This window comes from Klebsiella sp. X1-16S-Nf21 (genome assembly GCF_002837615.1).
Lineage (GTDB): Bacteria > Pseudomonadota > Gammaproteobacteria > Enterobacterales > Enterobacteriaceae > Klebsiella > Klebsiella variicola.
Genome location: NZ_PJDK01000007.1, coordinates 1 through 13,495, shown reverse-complemented (window position 1 = coordinate 13,495; position 13,495 = coordinate 1). Strand labels below are relative to the sequence as shown.

14 protein-coding genes and 3 pseudogenes are annotated in these 13,495 nt (G+C 47.6%); 12 read left to right on the top strand and 5 right to left on the bottom strand.

Features of this window, described 5'->3' with window-relative positions:
- Positions 1–65 precede the first annotated feature (65 nt).
- The 5 genes and pseudogenes from radC to CW267_RS05230 form a co-directional block, all read left to right on the top strand.
- A complete protein-coding gene (gene radC, locus CW267_RS05250; RefSeq protein WP_057068553.1) occupies positions 66–536 on the top strand; it encodes a RadC family protein in 471 nt (156 codons plus the stop codon).
- Positions 537–548: 12 nt separating this feature from the next.
- Positions 549–872, top strand: coding sequence for a type IV toxin-antitoxin system YeeU family antitoxin (locus CW267_RS05245; RefSeq protein ID WP_100781460.1), 324 nt, complete (start codon positions 549–551; stop codon positions 870–872).
- Positions 873–908: 36 nt separating this feature from the next.
- Positions 909–1,229: a TA system toxin CbtA family protein gene (locus tag CW267_RS05240; protein WP_100781461.1), complete on the top strand. Its 321-nt coding sequence runs from the start codon at positions 909–911 to the stop codon at positions 1,227–1,229.
- A gap of 113 nt (positions 1,230–1,342) precedes the next feature.
- Entirely contained in the window at positions 1,343–2,179 is an 837-nt protein-coding gene (locus tag CW267_RS05235) for a DUF4942 domain-containing protein (RefSeq protein ID WP_100781462.1), read from the top strand.
- A 398-nt stretch (positions 2,180–2,577) separates the two neighbouring features.
- A pseudogene (locus CW267_RS05230) lies at positions 2,578–3,098 on the top strand (tyrosine-type recombinase/integrase); the annotation flags it as partial.
- Between the two features lie 271 nt (positions 3,099–3,369).
- Here the strand turns inward: CW267_RS05230 and CW267_RS05220 are convergent.
- From CW267_RS05220 to CW267_RS05210, 3 genes and pseudogenes are all read right to left on the bottom strand, one after another.
- Positions 3,370–3,849: an Hcp family type VI secretion system effector gene (locus CW267_RS05220; RefSeq protein ID WP_100781463.1), complete on the bottom strand. Its 480-nt coding sequence runs from the start codon at positions 3,847–3,849 to the stop codon at positions 3,370–3,372.
- 2 nt (positions 3,850–3,851) lie between these two features.
- The gene (locus tag CW267_RS05215; RefSeq protein ID WP_100781464.1) at positions 3,852–4,199 is read right to left on the bottom strand and encodes a hypothetical protein; all 348 of its coding nucleotides are present in this window, start codon (positions 4,197–4,199) and stop codon (positions 3,852–3,854) included.
- A gap of 1 nt (position 4,200) precedes the next feature.
- Positions 4,201–4,876 (bottom strand): annotated as a pseudogene (locus CW267_RS05210) (hypothetical protein).
- Between the two features lie 451 nt (positions 4,877–5,327).
- On the opposite strand from CW267_RS05210, the gene CW267_RS05200 reads away from it, so the two are divergent.
- The 5 genes from CW267_RS05200 to CW267_RS05180 all read left to right on the top strand — a co-directional run bounded on the left by CW267_RS05200 (position 5,328) and on the right by CW267_RS05180 (position 7,924).
- Complete coding sequence (locus CW267_RS05200; RefSeq protein WP_153690885.1) at positions 5,328–5,705, top strand: DUF2778 domain-containing protein; 378 nt, start codon at positions 5,328–5,330, stop codon at positions 5,703–5,705.
- Positions 5,680–5,946 carry a hypothetical protein gene (locus tag CW267_RS31555; protein ID WP_100781467.1) on the top strand — a complete coding sequence of 89 codons (267 nt, stop codon included), beginning with the start codon at positions 5,680–5,682 and terminating at the stop codon, positions 5,944–5,946. Before CW267_RS05200 ends, CW267_RS31555 begins: the two co-directional genes overlap by 26 nt.
- 476 nt (positions 5,947–6,422) lie before the next feature.
- On the top strand, positions 6,423–6,938 hold the full coding sequence (locus tag CW267_RS05190) for a DUF2778 domain-containing protein (protein ID WP_032433425.1): 516 nt from the start codon (positions 6,423–6,425) through the stop codon (positions 6,936–6,938).
- Positions 6,919–7,434, top strand: a complete 516-nt coding sequence (locus CW267_RS05185; protein ID WP_046622671.1) for a hypothetical protein — start codon at positions 6,919–6,921, stop codon at positions 7,432–7,434. Before CW267_RS05190 ends, CW267_RS05185 begins: the two co-directional genes overlap by 20 nt.
- Positions 7,435–7,438: 4 nt before the next feature.
- On the top strand, positions 7,439–7,924 hold the full coding sequence (locus CW267_RS05180) for an Hcp family type VI secretion system effector (RefSeq protein ID WP_032433429.1): 486 nt from the start codon (positions 7,439–7,441) through the stop codon (positions 7,922–7,924).
- Positions 7,925–8,058: 134 nt separating this feature from the next.
- On the opposite strand, the gene CW267_RS05175 is transcribed toward CW267_RS05180, so the two are convergent.
- Positions 8,059–9,738, bottom strand: coding sequence for a glycoside hydrolase family 43 protein (locus CW267_RS05175; protein ID WP_064166215.1), 1,680 nt, complete (start codon positions 9,736–9,738; stop codon positions 8,059–8,061).
- A gap of 58 nt (positions 9,739–9,796) precedes the next feature.
- On the bottom strand, positions 9,797–11,236 hold the full coding sequence (locus CW267_RS05170; RefSeq protein ID WP_074193553.1) for an MFS transporter: 1,440 nt from the start codon (positions 11,234–11,236) through the stop codon (positions 9,797–9,799).
- A 426-nt stretch (positions 11,237–11,662) separates the two neighbouring features.
- On the opposite strand from CW267_RS05170, the gene xylA reads away from it, so the two are divergent.
- Both xylA and CW267_RS05160 read left to right on the top strand, forming a co-directional pair.
- A complete protein-coding gene (xylA, locus tag CW267_RS05165; protein ID WP_080930698.1) occupies positions 11,663–12,982 on the top strand; it encodes a xylose isomerase in 1,320 nt (439 codons plus the stop codon).
- Between the two features lie 269 nt (positions 12,983–13,251).
- Positions 13,252–13,495: pseudogene (locus tag CW267_RS05160) on the top strand (carbohydrate porin); the annotation flags it as partial.

The following is a 13,495-nucleotide window of genomic DNA, read 5'->3' as shown; positions in this document are numbered from 1 at the left end:
TTTATTATCCCTTCCCCTAGGCCTTGCCAATAAACCGGCGAGGCTTTTTGTTTTAAGGAGCAAATATGTCTGTATTCAATTTATCCCCGGTATTTCCTGCAAACGAGCAACGCATCATTCGTCGGGCGTTACGACTGCTGGAGAAATATCAGCGTCAACCGAGTGAGCCATTTACTTCCACCAGCTTCACTAAAACCTGGCTGCAATTACAGATGGCTCATCAGGAGCGTGAAGTTTTTATCGTGATGTATCTCGACAATCAGCACTGCCTGCTGGGATGCGAAACACTGTTTACCGGCACACTCAGCCATACCGAAGTGCATCCCCGCGAAGTGGTTAAATTGGCTCTGAAACACAATGCCGCTGCGGTAATTCTGGCTCATAACCATCCGTCAGGTACGACAGAAATCAGTCAGCAGGATAAACACATCACTCAGCGGATAGTGAAAGCCTTGGCACTGGTAGAAGTGCGAGTGCTGGATCATTTGGTGGTTGGAAACGAGGTGGTCTCCTTTGCCGAGCAGGGTTTGCTTTAAACGGAGATATCCATGTCATTAACACCATCCCATGAATGGGGGCTACAAAGCGATATCACCCCACGATTTGGCGCAAGATTAGTTCAGGAAGGCAACCGGCTGCGTTACCTGGCTGACAGGGCTGGATTGACGGGGAGTTTTAGCCCAATGCACCTGCAGCAATTAGATCTGGCTTTCCCGCTGTTTGTAGAACAACTGGAAGATATGCTGCGTGCTGGCGAACTAAATCCACATCAGCAACGTCAGGTAAACATTCAACTTGCGAGTTTAACCTGTATAGCTGATACCCGTGGTAGCTGCGGTTACGTTTACATTTCTATTTATCCCACCCTGTAACACCTTCTCTCTTCTTCTTTTTTCATGATTCTACCCATGCACATTTCAACTGTACTGGCCAAGGTGCCGGTTTCGTCACATCTGTCGCCCGTGCAGGTCTGGCAGCAACTTTTAACGTATCTGCTGGATCACCATTACGGCCTGACGCTTAACGACACGCCATTCCATGACGAGGCGGTCATCCAAGAGCATATTGAAGCTGGTATTACACTTGCTGATGCAGTGAATTTCCTGGTGGAACGCTATGAACTGGTGCGCCTTGACCGCAAAGGATTTACATGGCAGGAGCAGACACCATTCCTAACCGCTACCGATATTCTCCGAGCCAGGCGAGCTACCGGATTAATAAATACCTGAATACTTCGAGCCTCATTCCTGATTTTTACCTCTGAACTTCCCACCTTTTGTATTCATCGCATAATGCGCCAGCCACTCCCGGCAGGCGTGTTTGCTTTAATGGACGATTAACGATGCAAACAGAACCCGATGTATTAACGGAGCACAATGAACTCATCCTTTCGACTAGTATCGAGCGCGTTGTCACAGGCCGAGATACCGCCCTGAAACAGATCGAACAGCTCATTCAGCAGCTTGATACCATTTCAGGGTTAACCTCAGAAATTGGCGGTGGTACAGCGCAAGACTGGGCGATGAAGCCAGGGCACCGCTACGATAGTTGGCTGACTGAGAAGGCAGATAAAGCGATGCCTGCCGTCACCCGCAATATCGACAGTAGTATCTGGCGCGATTTGATGCTGAAGTCCGGCATGATGGCCTTAATGGATGCACAGGCTCGCGACCAGTGGCACAAGAACCTGGAGGAGGGCGATCTTCCTGCTATCAGTGAGGCGAACATTCTCAGTACTTTTGAACAGTTACATCTGAACAAAATGGAAGTATTTGAGCGCGGGATCATTAACGTCTTCAAAGGCCTGTCATGGGATTATAAAACCAATAGCCCCTGCAGCTTTGGTAAGAAGATAATCATTAACCATTTGGTAACTCATAACCGCTGGGGCTTTAGCCTTAACTGGGGTTGGCGGAGGGATCAGTTGGCTGACCTTGAGCGGATGCTGTTTTTACTTGATGGCAAACCAATACCTGACAGCCGTGGTGATATATCTTTTCGATTGATGGAACATATTCGGGATAACCCGGCTAAGAATGCTTACGAGGATGAATACTTCAGCATCCGCTACTTTCAGAAGGGAACAGCCCATCTGACATTCAAGCGTTTGGAGCTGATAGAAATGATGAATGACATTATTGCGAAACACTATCCTGGGGTATTAGCTAAGACCAACTGAAGTAGAGAGTTTCAGTTGGTCTCTGCTGACGAATTTGTCTAAAAATGGGATTACATGCATTTTTTAACTCATTGATTTTAAATGATTGCTAACTAAAATTGATTGAGTATACAAGTGAGTATATAGACTAAGGTTGTATATTTTTATATTTAATTAATTCAGTTGATTAGTTTGATTTGGCGAGTCCGGCCTTCGCACCAAAAGCATGTAAATGGACCTCAACTGAGGTCTTTTTTTGTGCCTGAAATCCAGTATCCACAAGGCTTTCCTCGCTTTTTCACTCAACCTAAGTCAACCAGATTCAATCTACATCAACTTACTGATGCGGGTACAACTGCGGGTATATCCCGGTTCGATAATGTTTGTACCCACACAGAACCCTTGAAAGGATACTCATCATGGCTCTGAGTGATGTGATGGTTCGTTCGGCAAAGCCTGAAGCAAAAGTCTACAAACTGACTGACGGTGAAGGCATGGTTTGCTGGTTCACCCTAACGGCTCCAAATATTGGCGGCTTCGTTATCGCTTCGGTGGGAAAGAGAAGATGCTGGCGCTGGGGAAATACCCTGAAGTGTCGTTGGCTGATGCCAGAAATCGTCGGGATGAAGCCCGTAAGTTGTTAGCTAACGGCGTCGATCCTAGTGAGAACAAGAAAGCTGTTAAGGTAGAGCATGAGCAAGAGGCGATTACGTTTGAAGTGGTAGCCAGAGAGTGGCACGCCAGCAATCAGAAGTGGTCTGCATCGCATAGCGCTCGTGTATTGAAAAGCCTCGAAGATAATCTCTTTGCTGCCATCGGTAAGCGGAACACTGCTGACCTGAAGACTCGGGATCTGCTTGTCCCCATCAAAGCGGTGGAGTCGTCCGGGCGACTCGAAGTTGCGGCTCGTTTGCAACAGCGAAAAGACAGCATCGTGCGGCACTGGAGCTTACCGTGGCGAAAGCTTACAAGAGGAAATTAAAACGATTTATTCCAGCCTGGAGCAGCGGAAGTTATAGGGGGCTTAAAGCAATGCAGGTATCGAATGTGTTGAATTAATTTAGCACTACTCAAGGAGGTATAGCTTCAAGATACTATGCCTCCAAACCATGCGGTTGCATTTGGATGGCTTGTTTGGCAATGATGGTTTAAATAATCAGTTGAACTTAGACAAGGCCACTGTTTTGAATGGCCTTTTGTCTAAGGGGAGTTTATGCTGTTGCCCGATGATTCCAGGAATCTTTGTAAATGATATTCCCATCGCAATGTTTCCAGGTGATGGCCTCATACCTTAACTGAATCGTTTCGCTATGTGTGCCTGTACCAGAATAAGGAAATAAGTTGGGGGTAATTCCAGTTACTTTTACATTCTCTAATATAATATTAAAATATTCGCTTTCAACACCTGCATCAAGGATCTGATACATCTTTATGGTTGCCGACTTTAATGTTTGGTTCTCACTCAGCGCTTTGTATAAATGGGGCGTTGTTTTATCAAAATCTTTCTGTACCGTAATAGGCGTATGTACTCTGGTTCCTGTTAATCTCCCGGTGTTTCCATCCACAGGAATGGATAGGTGGTGCGTTACCGCTTTTAATTCAATAGCGCCAATACGCCCTGTAACGAGAGAACTACCCGTTATAGGGGAGCCGTTTGTATCGGTTAGCCAAAGATATGCTGGATTTGACATGATTATTCCTTATTTCTATTTATAAATGAAGGTAAACAAAACATTATAATGACCCATAAAAACAGACCAATAATCTTAACCGGCCACGGGTCAAGTAAGGCTATGCAAACAATAGCGCCTATAATTAGTAGCGGGCCTGATAGTAAATTAAAAACACCGCTTAATACACCTATCTTTGTTCCCAGCAATCTATTCAACGCAATGGCGATGATATAAGCGCTGCCGATTGTAATCGTTACTGCGATTATTTTATTCTGCCAGTTATTAAACTCAGTCAAGCAAATAAAGCATGCAGTAATAATATAGGTGCAGAGAACTATATCGACGAGTGGCGTGATAATTTTTTTCATATCACCCAGCCTTAGCATTCGCATTTAAATGATCTTCCACTCTTTTCATAATCTTGTCGAACACGGGGTTGCCCTCAGTGTACCCTGCATGGATGGCATCCACAAAAGGTTGTACCGCATCGGCAATTAAGAAATAAAGAAGATCATAATCGCGGGGTCTTAACAACGAGTATACCTCGGGCGCTTCATTCCTGAGTTTATCAGACGTCCTGATGGAACGCTCTGCCATTCCACCAAACAAGAGGATAGTACTTAAAAAGGCTATTGGATTCCCTTTCCCCTTAAATACTACATAAGTAAATGACGTTTTTTCTATAACGGCTTTAGCGATGTTCGATGCAATAATATTCGTAGAGATTCTACCCACGATAGAGGTAACTACACTTCTGTATATTCTGTCTTGTTCTGATTCGGATAGATATTTATTAAATAACTGAAAGGTTAATTTAACTGCATTAACGATATTTTTCATAGTTAAGAATGTCATGTCTTATCGCGGTCATCATACGGATTCTTTCTGTTTCACGTTCATATCTTGTATCCGTATCAGAGATACCGTAAATCAGATAACCATAATCTAAAGGAAAAGATAACCCACCATTGATAAGCCCTGTAACTGTATCAGGAGAGATAATGATGTTATATAATTTCCGCGCTATCCCTTCTATGTCTGCCATATAGTTATCCTATGTTTAAATAAATGACTGAGGATTTACATCATTTTTGCAAGAAATAAGCGGTGTTAATTTACAAGAGAATAATCAGCTTGATAAGTGTTACTATAATCTAATTGTTACAGATTGTATTGCAAAACGATTTTGAACCATTGATTTAAATAAGGCGTAAAACATCATTGTGTATCACTTTACGGTGGGTTATTATGATGAATTATCTTGGTGTGAGATGTATTAATTTAATAAATAATAAAGCGCATATAAGTATTCGATAAGTGATTGGATACGTAAAAAATTTGGATGTTAAAATTATTGGTTTATATGTATTTGCTCTGACTTGTTCATGGCAGAAACAGGTTATGACTCATGAACAGGCGGTTTATGTGAACACATCGACAGCATCATATTGTGCCGTCGATATCCTTCACGAGCAAACATTGACGGATTCACCAGAGTGATATCCGCTTCCGGCCTGAGAGCGGAGGCTATAGCCAAGTGTTTGAAAATAAATAAAAGCAGGGCTAACACCAATCGTTTCATTACGTCCTGCCGCGAACTACGGCGGGGGAATAGCGATTGGTTTGCGTTATGGCATGACGACCGCGGAATTGACGATGAGACGTGGGTAGAGGGTGTGAAACGTGGTAACTTCCGTTTGCATCCGGGTACGGTTTCCGAGGGTTGTATTACTATCGCCCATAATTCTGATTTTGCCATGATCCGGAATGCGCTTATGAATACATCGTTAGTACAGGTTCCCTGCATGCGTTCCCTGATGGCTCGCGGTTGGGTGGAGGTTGTTGCCAGTGGCTCTAATAACGCTTGCCCGTAAAATAAGTAAGATCATTTATTTTATATTGCTGTTTTTGGTTCTGGGACGTGCACTTCCAAGGCCGGAAATCTATCTCGATTATGATATCGCAAGGGATATTTGCCACTTCTTGTTCGGGAGTGTGAACGCCGATACAATGTATGATACTTTCTTTTATATCACTCTAATGACAGTGCTTTCACTTTCTGGGGTGCTTTACATAGCGATGATAAAACTGTTCAAGATAATAATGCGAGGGTGAAGTTTTATTCTATCAATATATCCAAGTTATCATGCTGAATATCAGTGAGAAATTTGTAATCTATGCTCGTTTGCGTCTTCATGTTTTTCTGTTGAAATATCATGTGGTTTTTATAATGACAGTGCCTTTCTGGGTTTGAAACAGAACTCCTGACAAGTTAGTGTTTGTTGTGGTGCGGTGTATGCTATTCTGTCCGTTTCGCTTTTGGCTGCAAGCAGGAAAACTCTTTATGCCGGCAGTAATAGTTTTGTTCTGTCAATAAAAACCTGCAAATGATGCCTGATATTTTGAACAAAATGATGCATCAAACAGATTTCTCTTATGATAAAATCCAGCCGCTGTCGCTAAAACTACGCATAGCTTTTAGTTGAAACGGTAATGGTATTTATATATTCTGAAAATAAGTTAGTTAATTTGCGTAGTTTGCTACACAACCGGTACTATATCCATAAATTATTAAATGGCGTGGGTAGTTTATGGCTCTCCATGGTAAATTTGTCATTAACGACATGTATTATTCTCCATTATCATTCCCCGGCGTTGGTACCTTCCTGGCGTTTTCCGGGAATGGTGCTTACCGTAACCGTGGTGCCTGCGCAATGATACCTAAAGAGGGGCCGGTACCAGCGGGAAAATACTGGATTGTTGACCGTCCGGAAGGGGGGCTCAGATCGCAGGTCAATGCAGGGGTGCGAGATATCTATAACAGTGTAGTTAAGGGCGCTTCATTCAGGCATAGCGAATGGTTTGCCCTGTGGCGGGATGACTGGGGAATCGACGATTACACATGGATTGAGGGGGTTAAGCGAGGCAACTTTCGACTTCATCCTGGCACTTTATCAGAGGGGTGCATCACTCTTCCGCATGATTCAGATTTCGCCATGTTACGTAATGCTCTTCTCAGGACGCAGCAAATAGATGTTCCCTGCATAAGGAAACTGAAGGCATACGGCTCTATTGAGGTGATTGCCAATGGCCAGCCATGTTTTTAATTTACTTATTAAGATAGCGTTGCTCGCTGTGGTGATGATGATTGTTGCGAGAGTTGTTCCGTATGATGGATTAGTTGACTCTATTACGGGTAGTTTTACTTATCAGAGCGCTGACAAGGTTACTCATTTCATTTTGGGGGAGCCTGATTTAGAGGTTTGGCAATCTCTGAGCACCTATATTAGTATACTGATTAATACATTTATCAGCATACCTGCGATGAGTGCCATAATCACGATATATAGTGCTGTGATACATAAATTTAGGTTTACTGATATCCTCAAAACATTGGGCCATTCCACGTTGCGGCGATTTGCTAAAGTATTCGGCTTTACCTTCTTATTCTGGGTGCTGTTTCGCTTGCTACCTTATCAGTCCGTAATCCCTCAGCAAAAATATTCAAATTTTACGATAGTAGCGATTGTGAGCTTTCAGTTGCTTTTAACAATTGTTTGCTATTGGTTTATCACGAAGAAAATCATAACTACAAGGAGTTAGTAAAATGCCCATTCCGGCATACATGTGGCTTAAAGACGATGGCGGTGCAGAAATTAAAGGGTCGGTAGATGTTCAGGATCGTGAGGGAAGCATAGAGATTGTTGGTTTTAGCCACGGCCTGAATATTCCGGTAGATAGCGCCAATGGGAAGATAACGGGTAAGCGCTCTCATTCACCGATGATGATTGAAAAGGAGTTTGATAGCTCCAGCCCGTATCTCTATAAAGCTGTCGCGACGGGGCAAACGCTTAAAAGCGCGGAGATCCGCTGGTATCGTATCAACCACGCAGGGCAGGAAGAATGCTACTTCATCATGCTGATCGAGGGAGTGAAAGTAACAGGCATTAACCCGGGAATGCCGAACGCTAAAATGACAGGGAACTCGCAAATCAACCACATGGAATCAGTTTCCCTTATGTATGACAAAATTACCTGGCGCTATGTTGATGGCAATGTCCAGTATTCGGACGACTGGAACGTGAGAGCGTGATAGATAAAAGGGGCAAGTTATGCCCCCTTTTTGTCATTGACTATGCCGCGCTAATAACCCTGCCTGGACAGATTAAACGTCACTGTTACCGTACAGGTACTGTTGCTATAAACGCTGACACTGATATGTGTCTCTTACTTATCCCGCGTCTCGCCAGCCTCCCAGCTGTAACTGCCATCGGCCGCTAACCTATCGCCCAGCTCCTGATACTCGAACTGATAAAACTCAGCCTGGGTGCCGTACCCGGCGTAGTCTACCGCCGCCAGGCCGACGAACGCCCCGGTAAAGAACCCGCCGTAGCTCTGCAATACATAGTCATCGGACAGTACCGCGGCATCCAGCTGGACCGGGATCTCGGTGAAGGTCACGCCATCGAAGCTGTATTCATAGCTGTAGGTCTGCTTGCGGACCTTAGTCCGGAACCAGACGTATTCGACGCCGTCTGGCACCTTGATGGCGTTATCTTTCAGGTACGACGTGTATTTCCCGCGGTTATTTTCGCCGACTTCGATGACCTTGCCGTTAATTTCATTCCAGGTCAGGAAGACAAAGCTCCAGTGGCGGTCGTTATAGTAATTCGTTAACCCGGCCATCTGCTGGTAGCTGAAGGGCTCGAATTTTACCTTCACCGCGGCGTCAAAATAGAAGGCCTGCCAGCGGCGGGCAATCAGCGACAGGTCATGCGTATTGGCTAACGAACCCTGGCCGATTAAGGTTAATTTGCCGTCGCCGGTGGTGCCCATTTTGGCCGTAAACGGCACCCGCAGGGTATTCCAGTTCGGGTCGAGCGCTGGCGAGGTAAAGTCATCCTGCTGGCTATTATCGCTGGCGCTTTCGGTGAAGATGGCGTCTTTCGGCCCTTCGACGAAGGTTTTCCCGCCGTGACCGCCTTCAATACGCGGCCAGCCCTCGTCGTCCCAGTACACTTTCTGGATCGAGGTTTCCCGGCCGAGGGTTGACCAGCCGCGTGGATCGTAGATGGATTCCCCCGGGCGATTCCATGGCCGGGCGCAGAGCGAGGCGTAATACCATTCGCCTTCCGGGGTAGAGACCAGCGCGCCATGGCCCTGTTTCTGAATGTAGCTGTCCGGGGTATCGACGTTGGTTAAGAACACGTCGCCCGGCTCGGTTTCGAAGCTGTCGGCCTCGAGGGTTTTCGACCGCGCCACCACCTCCTGGTGGGTAAACACGGTGCCGCCCTGGGCGGCAAACAGATAGTAGTAGCCGTTCAGTTTATAGAGGTGCGGCCCCTCGACCAGCGCCACGGCGGTGCCGCGGTAGATGGTGCGCGCGGTTTCCGGCATTAACTTCAGCGTGTTGGTATCCAGCTCCGTTAAGGTAATGCCATCGAAGGGGTGATGGTACTCCCGGTGATCCCAGGTTTGCTGGACGATATATTTCCGGCCATCGTCGTCATGGAACAGCGAGGCGTCAAACCCGACGCCGTTCAGCTTGATCGGGTCGCTCCACGGGCCCCGAATATCCTTCGCGGTGGTCAGGTAGTTGGTCATGTCTTTAAAGGCACCTTCGGTGACCTTCACATCGGTATACACCAACCAGAATTGCCCATCGGCCCAGGAGAGCGCTGGCGCCCAAATGCCGCCGGAGGAGGGGTTGCCCTTCATGTCCAGCAGGGTGGTGGTGGAGAGCGGCGAAGGCAGCAGGTTCCAGTTTTTCAGGTCTTTCGACTCATGTAAACGCACGCCCGGGAACCACTCAAACGTCGAGTTGGCAATATAGTACGTATCCTCGACGCGAATAATACTGGGGTCGGCATTAAAGCCGCGTAATATCGGGTTTTGAATAAGTGACATTTCATTACACCTTTTAAAATGGAAAGTGACGAATCGGTCTGATTTATAATTTTTTTAACTACACGCGGATCTCATCCAGCTGACGGTTAATGTCGGTAACATGTTTATCGGAGATCGGATAAACCTGAATAATCACCATCGAAATAGCGGCCAGCGCGATCGGGATCCACACCGCGGTCATAATGATCCCGTCGATGGCGCTGGCGCTCTGCACGGCGCCGCTTTCATTAAATCCATACACCGCCAGCAGCCACAGCGGGATCGCGCCGCCGATGGTGAAGCCGATCTTGAAGAAGAGTCCCATAATGGCATTGATAATGGCGGCATTGCGTTTGCCTGATTTTAATTCGCCATACGCGATGACTTCCGGTACCAGCGCCCACATAAAGCCGGTGGCGGAGGTTAAGCCCCACTGTTTAATAAAGGTGGCGATGTAGGCCAGCCACAGGGCGTCGTGCATCCCTTCGCGGGACCAGACGTAGGTCAGCAGTTCGCCGACGATGAACATGGCGAGGAACAGATGGAAGAAGCCTTTTTTACCAAAGATTTTTTTCAGTTTCGGCCAGAACACCGGGAAGGCGATGCCGGGAATAGACGCGACGAGACCCACGGCGCCCATCCATTCGGAATGGCCGACGACGAACTGGTTGAAGAAGCCGTTAACGGTGTTCATGAAGAACATGAAGGTAAAGGCCAGCATAAAGAACATGCCGAGGATCACCAGCGGGCGGTTATGTCTGAGCTCGTGGAAAAGGTCGGTGGTTTTGACGTTGGCGGTCTGCTCGGCGGTCGCGACAACGCGTTCTTTGGTGAATTTATAACAAATAAACAGGGCCACCGCGCCGATGATCATATAGATGGCGTATACGCCAAACCAGGCGTAGTTCGCCGACGGATCGGTATAGTTGCCCAGATTCAGCTCAAGGCCAAAAAAGCCGGTGTCTTTCAGGCTGCGATCTTTCGGCGCCGCCATCTGCACAAACATCGGGAACAGGGTATAGACCAGCAGGTTGGCGCTGTTGGCCAGCATCATGCGGGTACTGGTCAGCTTATCGATCGATTCCGGGTCGCGGGTCAGTGACGCATTCAGCGAGCCATAGGGAATATTGACTAAGGAATAAACCAGGTCCAGCGCCAGATAAATAATAAAGGCGAAAGCCACCGAACCTTTCACCCCAGGGATGGGCGCGAACAGTAATGCCGACAGGATCACCAGCGGAACGCCGGCTCGTAACAGCCACGGACGATATTTCCCCGCTTTCGAGGTTCGTTTATCCACGTAGGTTCCGACCATCGGATCCCAAAACACATTAATGATGCGGACAAAAAGAAAAATAAAGCCTGCCGTTGCCGTGCTGATGGTATTTACCGTCAGCATATGCAAAGCCAGAAAACCCCCAATTGTGCCGAAAACCAGGTTTTGCGCAAAGTCGCCCATGCCATAACCAATTCGTTCTCCGCGGGTTAATTTATGATATTCATCATGCCGACTGTGCATTATGTTTTTACTCATTCTAAGCAGACTCCGGTTTGTTTTGTGTAGGTGAAACACTTTCTGACACAGTTGACCTGGAAGAATCTATTACGTTTTTAAATTACGTAATTATGTTTTTTTACTTCTGTGATCCTCGAAGCAAAGGCCTGTATCGCCTGCGTTGAATCGTTATCCGCCGCTAATTTTTTGGCAGGCAGGCATTGTGACAAAACCGGCATTTTAATTTGGTATGGATACCTGAGTTCCCCAGGAAGTGTACGCTATACGCGCGCGAAGCGAGATATTTAAAATAGTTTTATTTGCGAGATGGCTCACATTTGAGCATTTTCTCAATCGCCGAGTGAAATAACGTAATTGAGCAACCGACGATGAGAATACACGATGTGTCACAGTTGTTAATTTTCCTGTTTCTCAATTTCGGAGTTCATCATGCAAACCTATTTCGACCAGGTTGATCGCGTTCGCTTTGCCGGACCCAAAACCGATAATCCGCTGGCGTTTCGCCACTATAATCCGGATGAAATCGTGCTGGGAAAACGCATGGCCGATCATCTGCGTTTTGCCGCCTGTTATTGGCATAACTTCTGCTGGAATGGCGCGGATATGTTTGGCGCCGGCTCGTTTGAGCGTCCCTGGCAGGCCGCGGGCGATGCGCTGGAAATGGCCAAACGCAAAGCGGACGTGGCGTTTGAATTTTTCTACAAGCTCAATGTGCCGTATTACTGCTTCCACGATGTCGACGTCTCGCCAGAAGGCGCGTCGCTGAAAGAATATCTGCACAATTTCGCCGTGATGACCGAGGTGCTGGCGGAGAAACAGCAGCAAACCGGCGTGAAACTGCTGTGGGGCACCGCCAACTGCTTTACCCACCCGCGCTACGGCGCCGGGGCGGCGACCAACCCCGATCCGGAGGTGTTTGCCTGGGCGGCCACGCAGGTGGTGACCGCCATGAACGCCACCCACCAGCTCGGCGGCGAAAACTATGTGCTGTGGGGCGGCCGCGAAGGTTACGAGTCGCTGCTGAATACCGACCTGCGCCAGGAGCGCGAGCAGATTGGCCGCTTCCTGCAGATGGTGGTGGAGCACAAGCATAAGATTGGCTTTGGCGGCACGCTGCTTATCGAGCCGAAACCGCAGGAACCCACCAAGCATCAGTACGATTACGATGTCGCGACGGTGTATGGCTTCCTGAAGCAGTTTGGTCTGGAAAATGAGATCAAGGTGAACATTGAAGCCAACCACGCCACCCTGGCGGGGCACTCTTTCCACCATGAAATCGCCAGCGCCATCGCGCTGGGGATCTTCGGCTCCGTTGATGCTAACCGCGGCGATGCGCAGCTCGGCTGGGATACGGACCAGTTCCCGAACAGCGTGGAAGAAAATACCCTGGTGATGTACGAGATCCTCAAAGCCGGGGGATTCACCACCGGCGGCCTGAACTTTGACGCCAAAGTTCGTCGGCAGAGCACCGACAAATACGACATGTTCTATGGCCATATTGGCGCCATGGACGTAATGGCGCTGTCCCTCAAGCTGGCCGCGCGCATGATTGAGGATGGCAAGCTCGATCAGGGTCTGGCAAAACGCTATGCCGGCTGGCAGGGCGAGCTGGGGCAGAAAATTATGACCGGGCAGATGTCGCTGGATAATATTGCCCGATACGCTGAGCAGCATAATCTGAATCCGCAGCATCAGAGCGGGCGTCAGGAATTACTCGAAAATCTCGTCAATACCTATATCTTTAGTTAATTTTTGCTGACATGCCCCTGCGGGGGCATGTATTACGCTGTTTGTCCGCTGCCGAAAAATAGCGTTTATTTGTTCGTGCTGTGTTTTTTGTCAGTGGCGAAAGACCACCTTTTTAATACCAGCGAAGGAGGGAGAGTAGCGATAATTGTGTAATGCCTCTGTGACCGTACAAAATAAAAAATAACTTGTTCTGATGATAGCGACATATTCTGTCAGCTCAGAATAGGCTGGTTATTGTCTGAATAAAATTAACCTATATTGAGAAACTCATGACAATGATAAAAAAGCTTCCATTAACCATGGCGGTTATCGCCGCGTTTTTTCCGCTTACCTCTGTAATGGCGCAAGAATTTACTCAGGAACAGATCGACGCTATCGTCGCCAAGGCCGTTGATAAAGCGCTGGCCGACCGCCAGGCGAAAATCGACGCCGCGGCCAACAAAAAGGTCGACGTGATCACTAACCCGCAGACCACCGCCGCCTCGCCGGATATGGCCATTCCGTTCGGCCTCA

Coding starts and splice junctions, on each gene's coding strand:
- CW267_RS05180 (WP_032433429.1), top strand. CDS start 7,439: ATGCCCATTCCGGCATACATGTGGCTTAAAGACGATGGCGGTGCAGAA.
- xylA (WP_080930698.1), top strand. CDS start 11,663: ATGCAAACCTATTTCGACCAGGTTGATCGCGTTCGCTTTGCCGGACCC.
- radC (WP_057068553.1), top strand. CDS start 66: ATGTCTGTATTCAATTTATCCCCGGTATTTCCTGCAAACGAGCAACGC.
- CW267_RS05245 (WP_100781460.1), top strand. CDS start 549: ATGTCATTAACACCATCCCATGAATGGGGGCTACAAAGCGATATCACC.
- CW267_RS05175 (WP_064166215.1), bottom strand. CDS start 9,738: ATGTCACTTATTCAAAACCCGATATTACGCGGCTTTAATGCCGACCCC.
- CW267_RS05185 (WP_046622671.1), top strand. CDS start 6,919: ATGGCCAGCCATGTTTTTAATTTACTTATTAAGATAGCGTTGCTCGCT.
- CW267_RS05215 (WP_100781464.1), bottom strand. CDS start 4,199: ATGAAAAAAATTATCACGCCACTCGTCGATATAGTTCTCTGCACCTAT.
- CW267_RS05220 (WP_100781463.1), bottom strand. CDS start 3,849: ATGTCAAATCCAGCATATCTTTGGCTAACCGATACAAACGGCTCCCCT.
- CW267_RS05240 (WP_100781461.1), top strand. CDS start 909: ATGCACATTTCAACTGTACTGGCCAAGGTGCCGGTTTCGTCACATCTG.
- CW267_RS05235 (WP_100781462.1), top strand. CDS start 1,343: ATGCAAACAGAACCCGATGTATTAACGGAGCACAATGAACTCATCCTT.
- CW267_RS05170 (WP_074193553.1), bottom strand. CDS start 11,236: ATGCACAGTCGGCATGATGAATATCATAAATTAACCCGCGGAGAACGA.
- CW267_RS05190 (WP_032433425.1), top strand. CDS start 6,423: ATGGCTCTCCATGGTAAATTTGTCATTAACGACATGTATTATTCTCCA.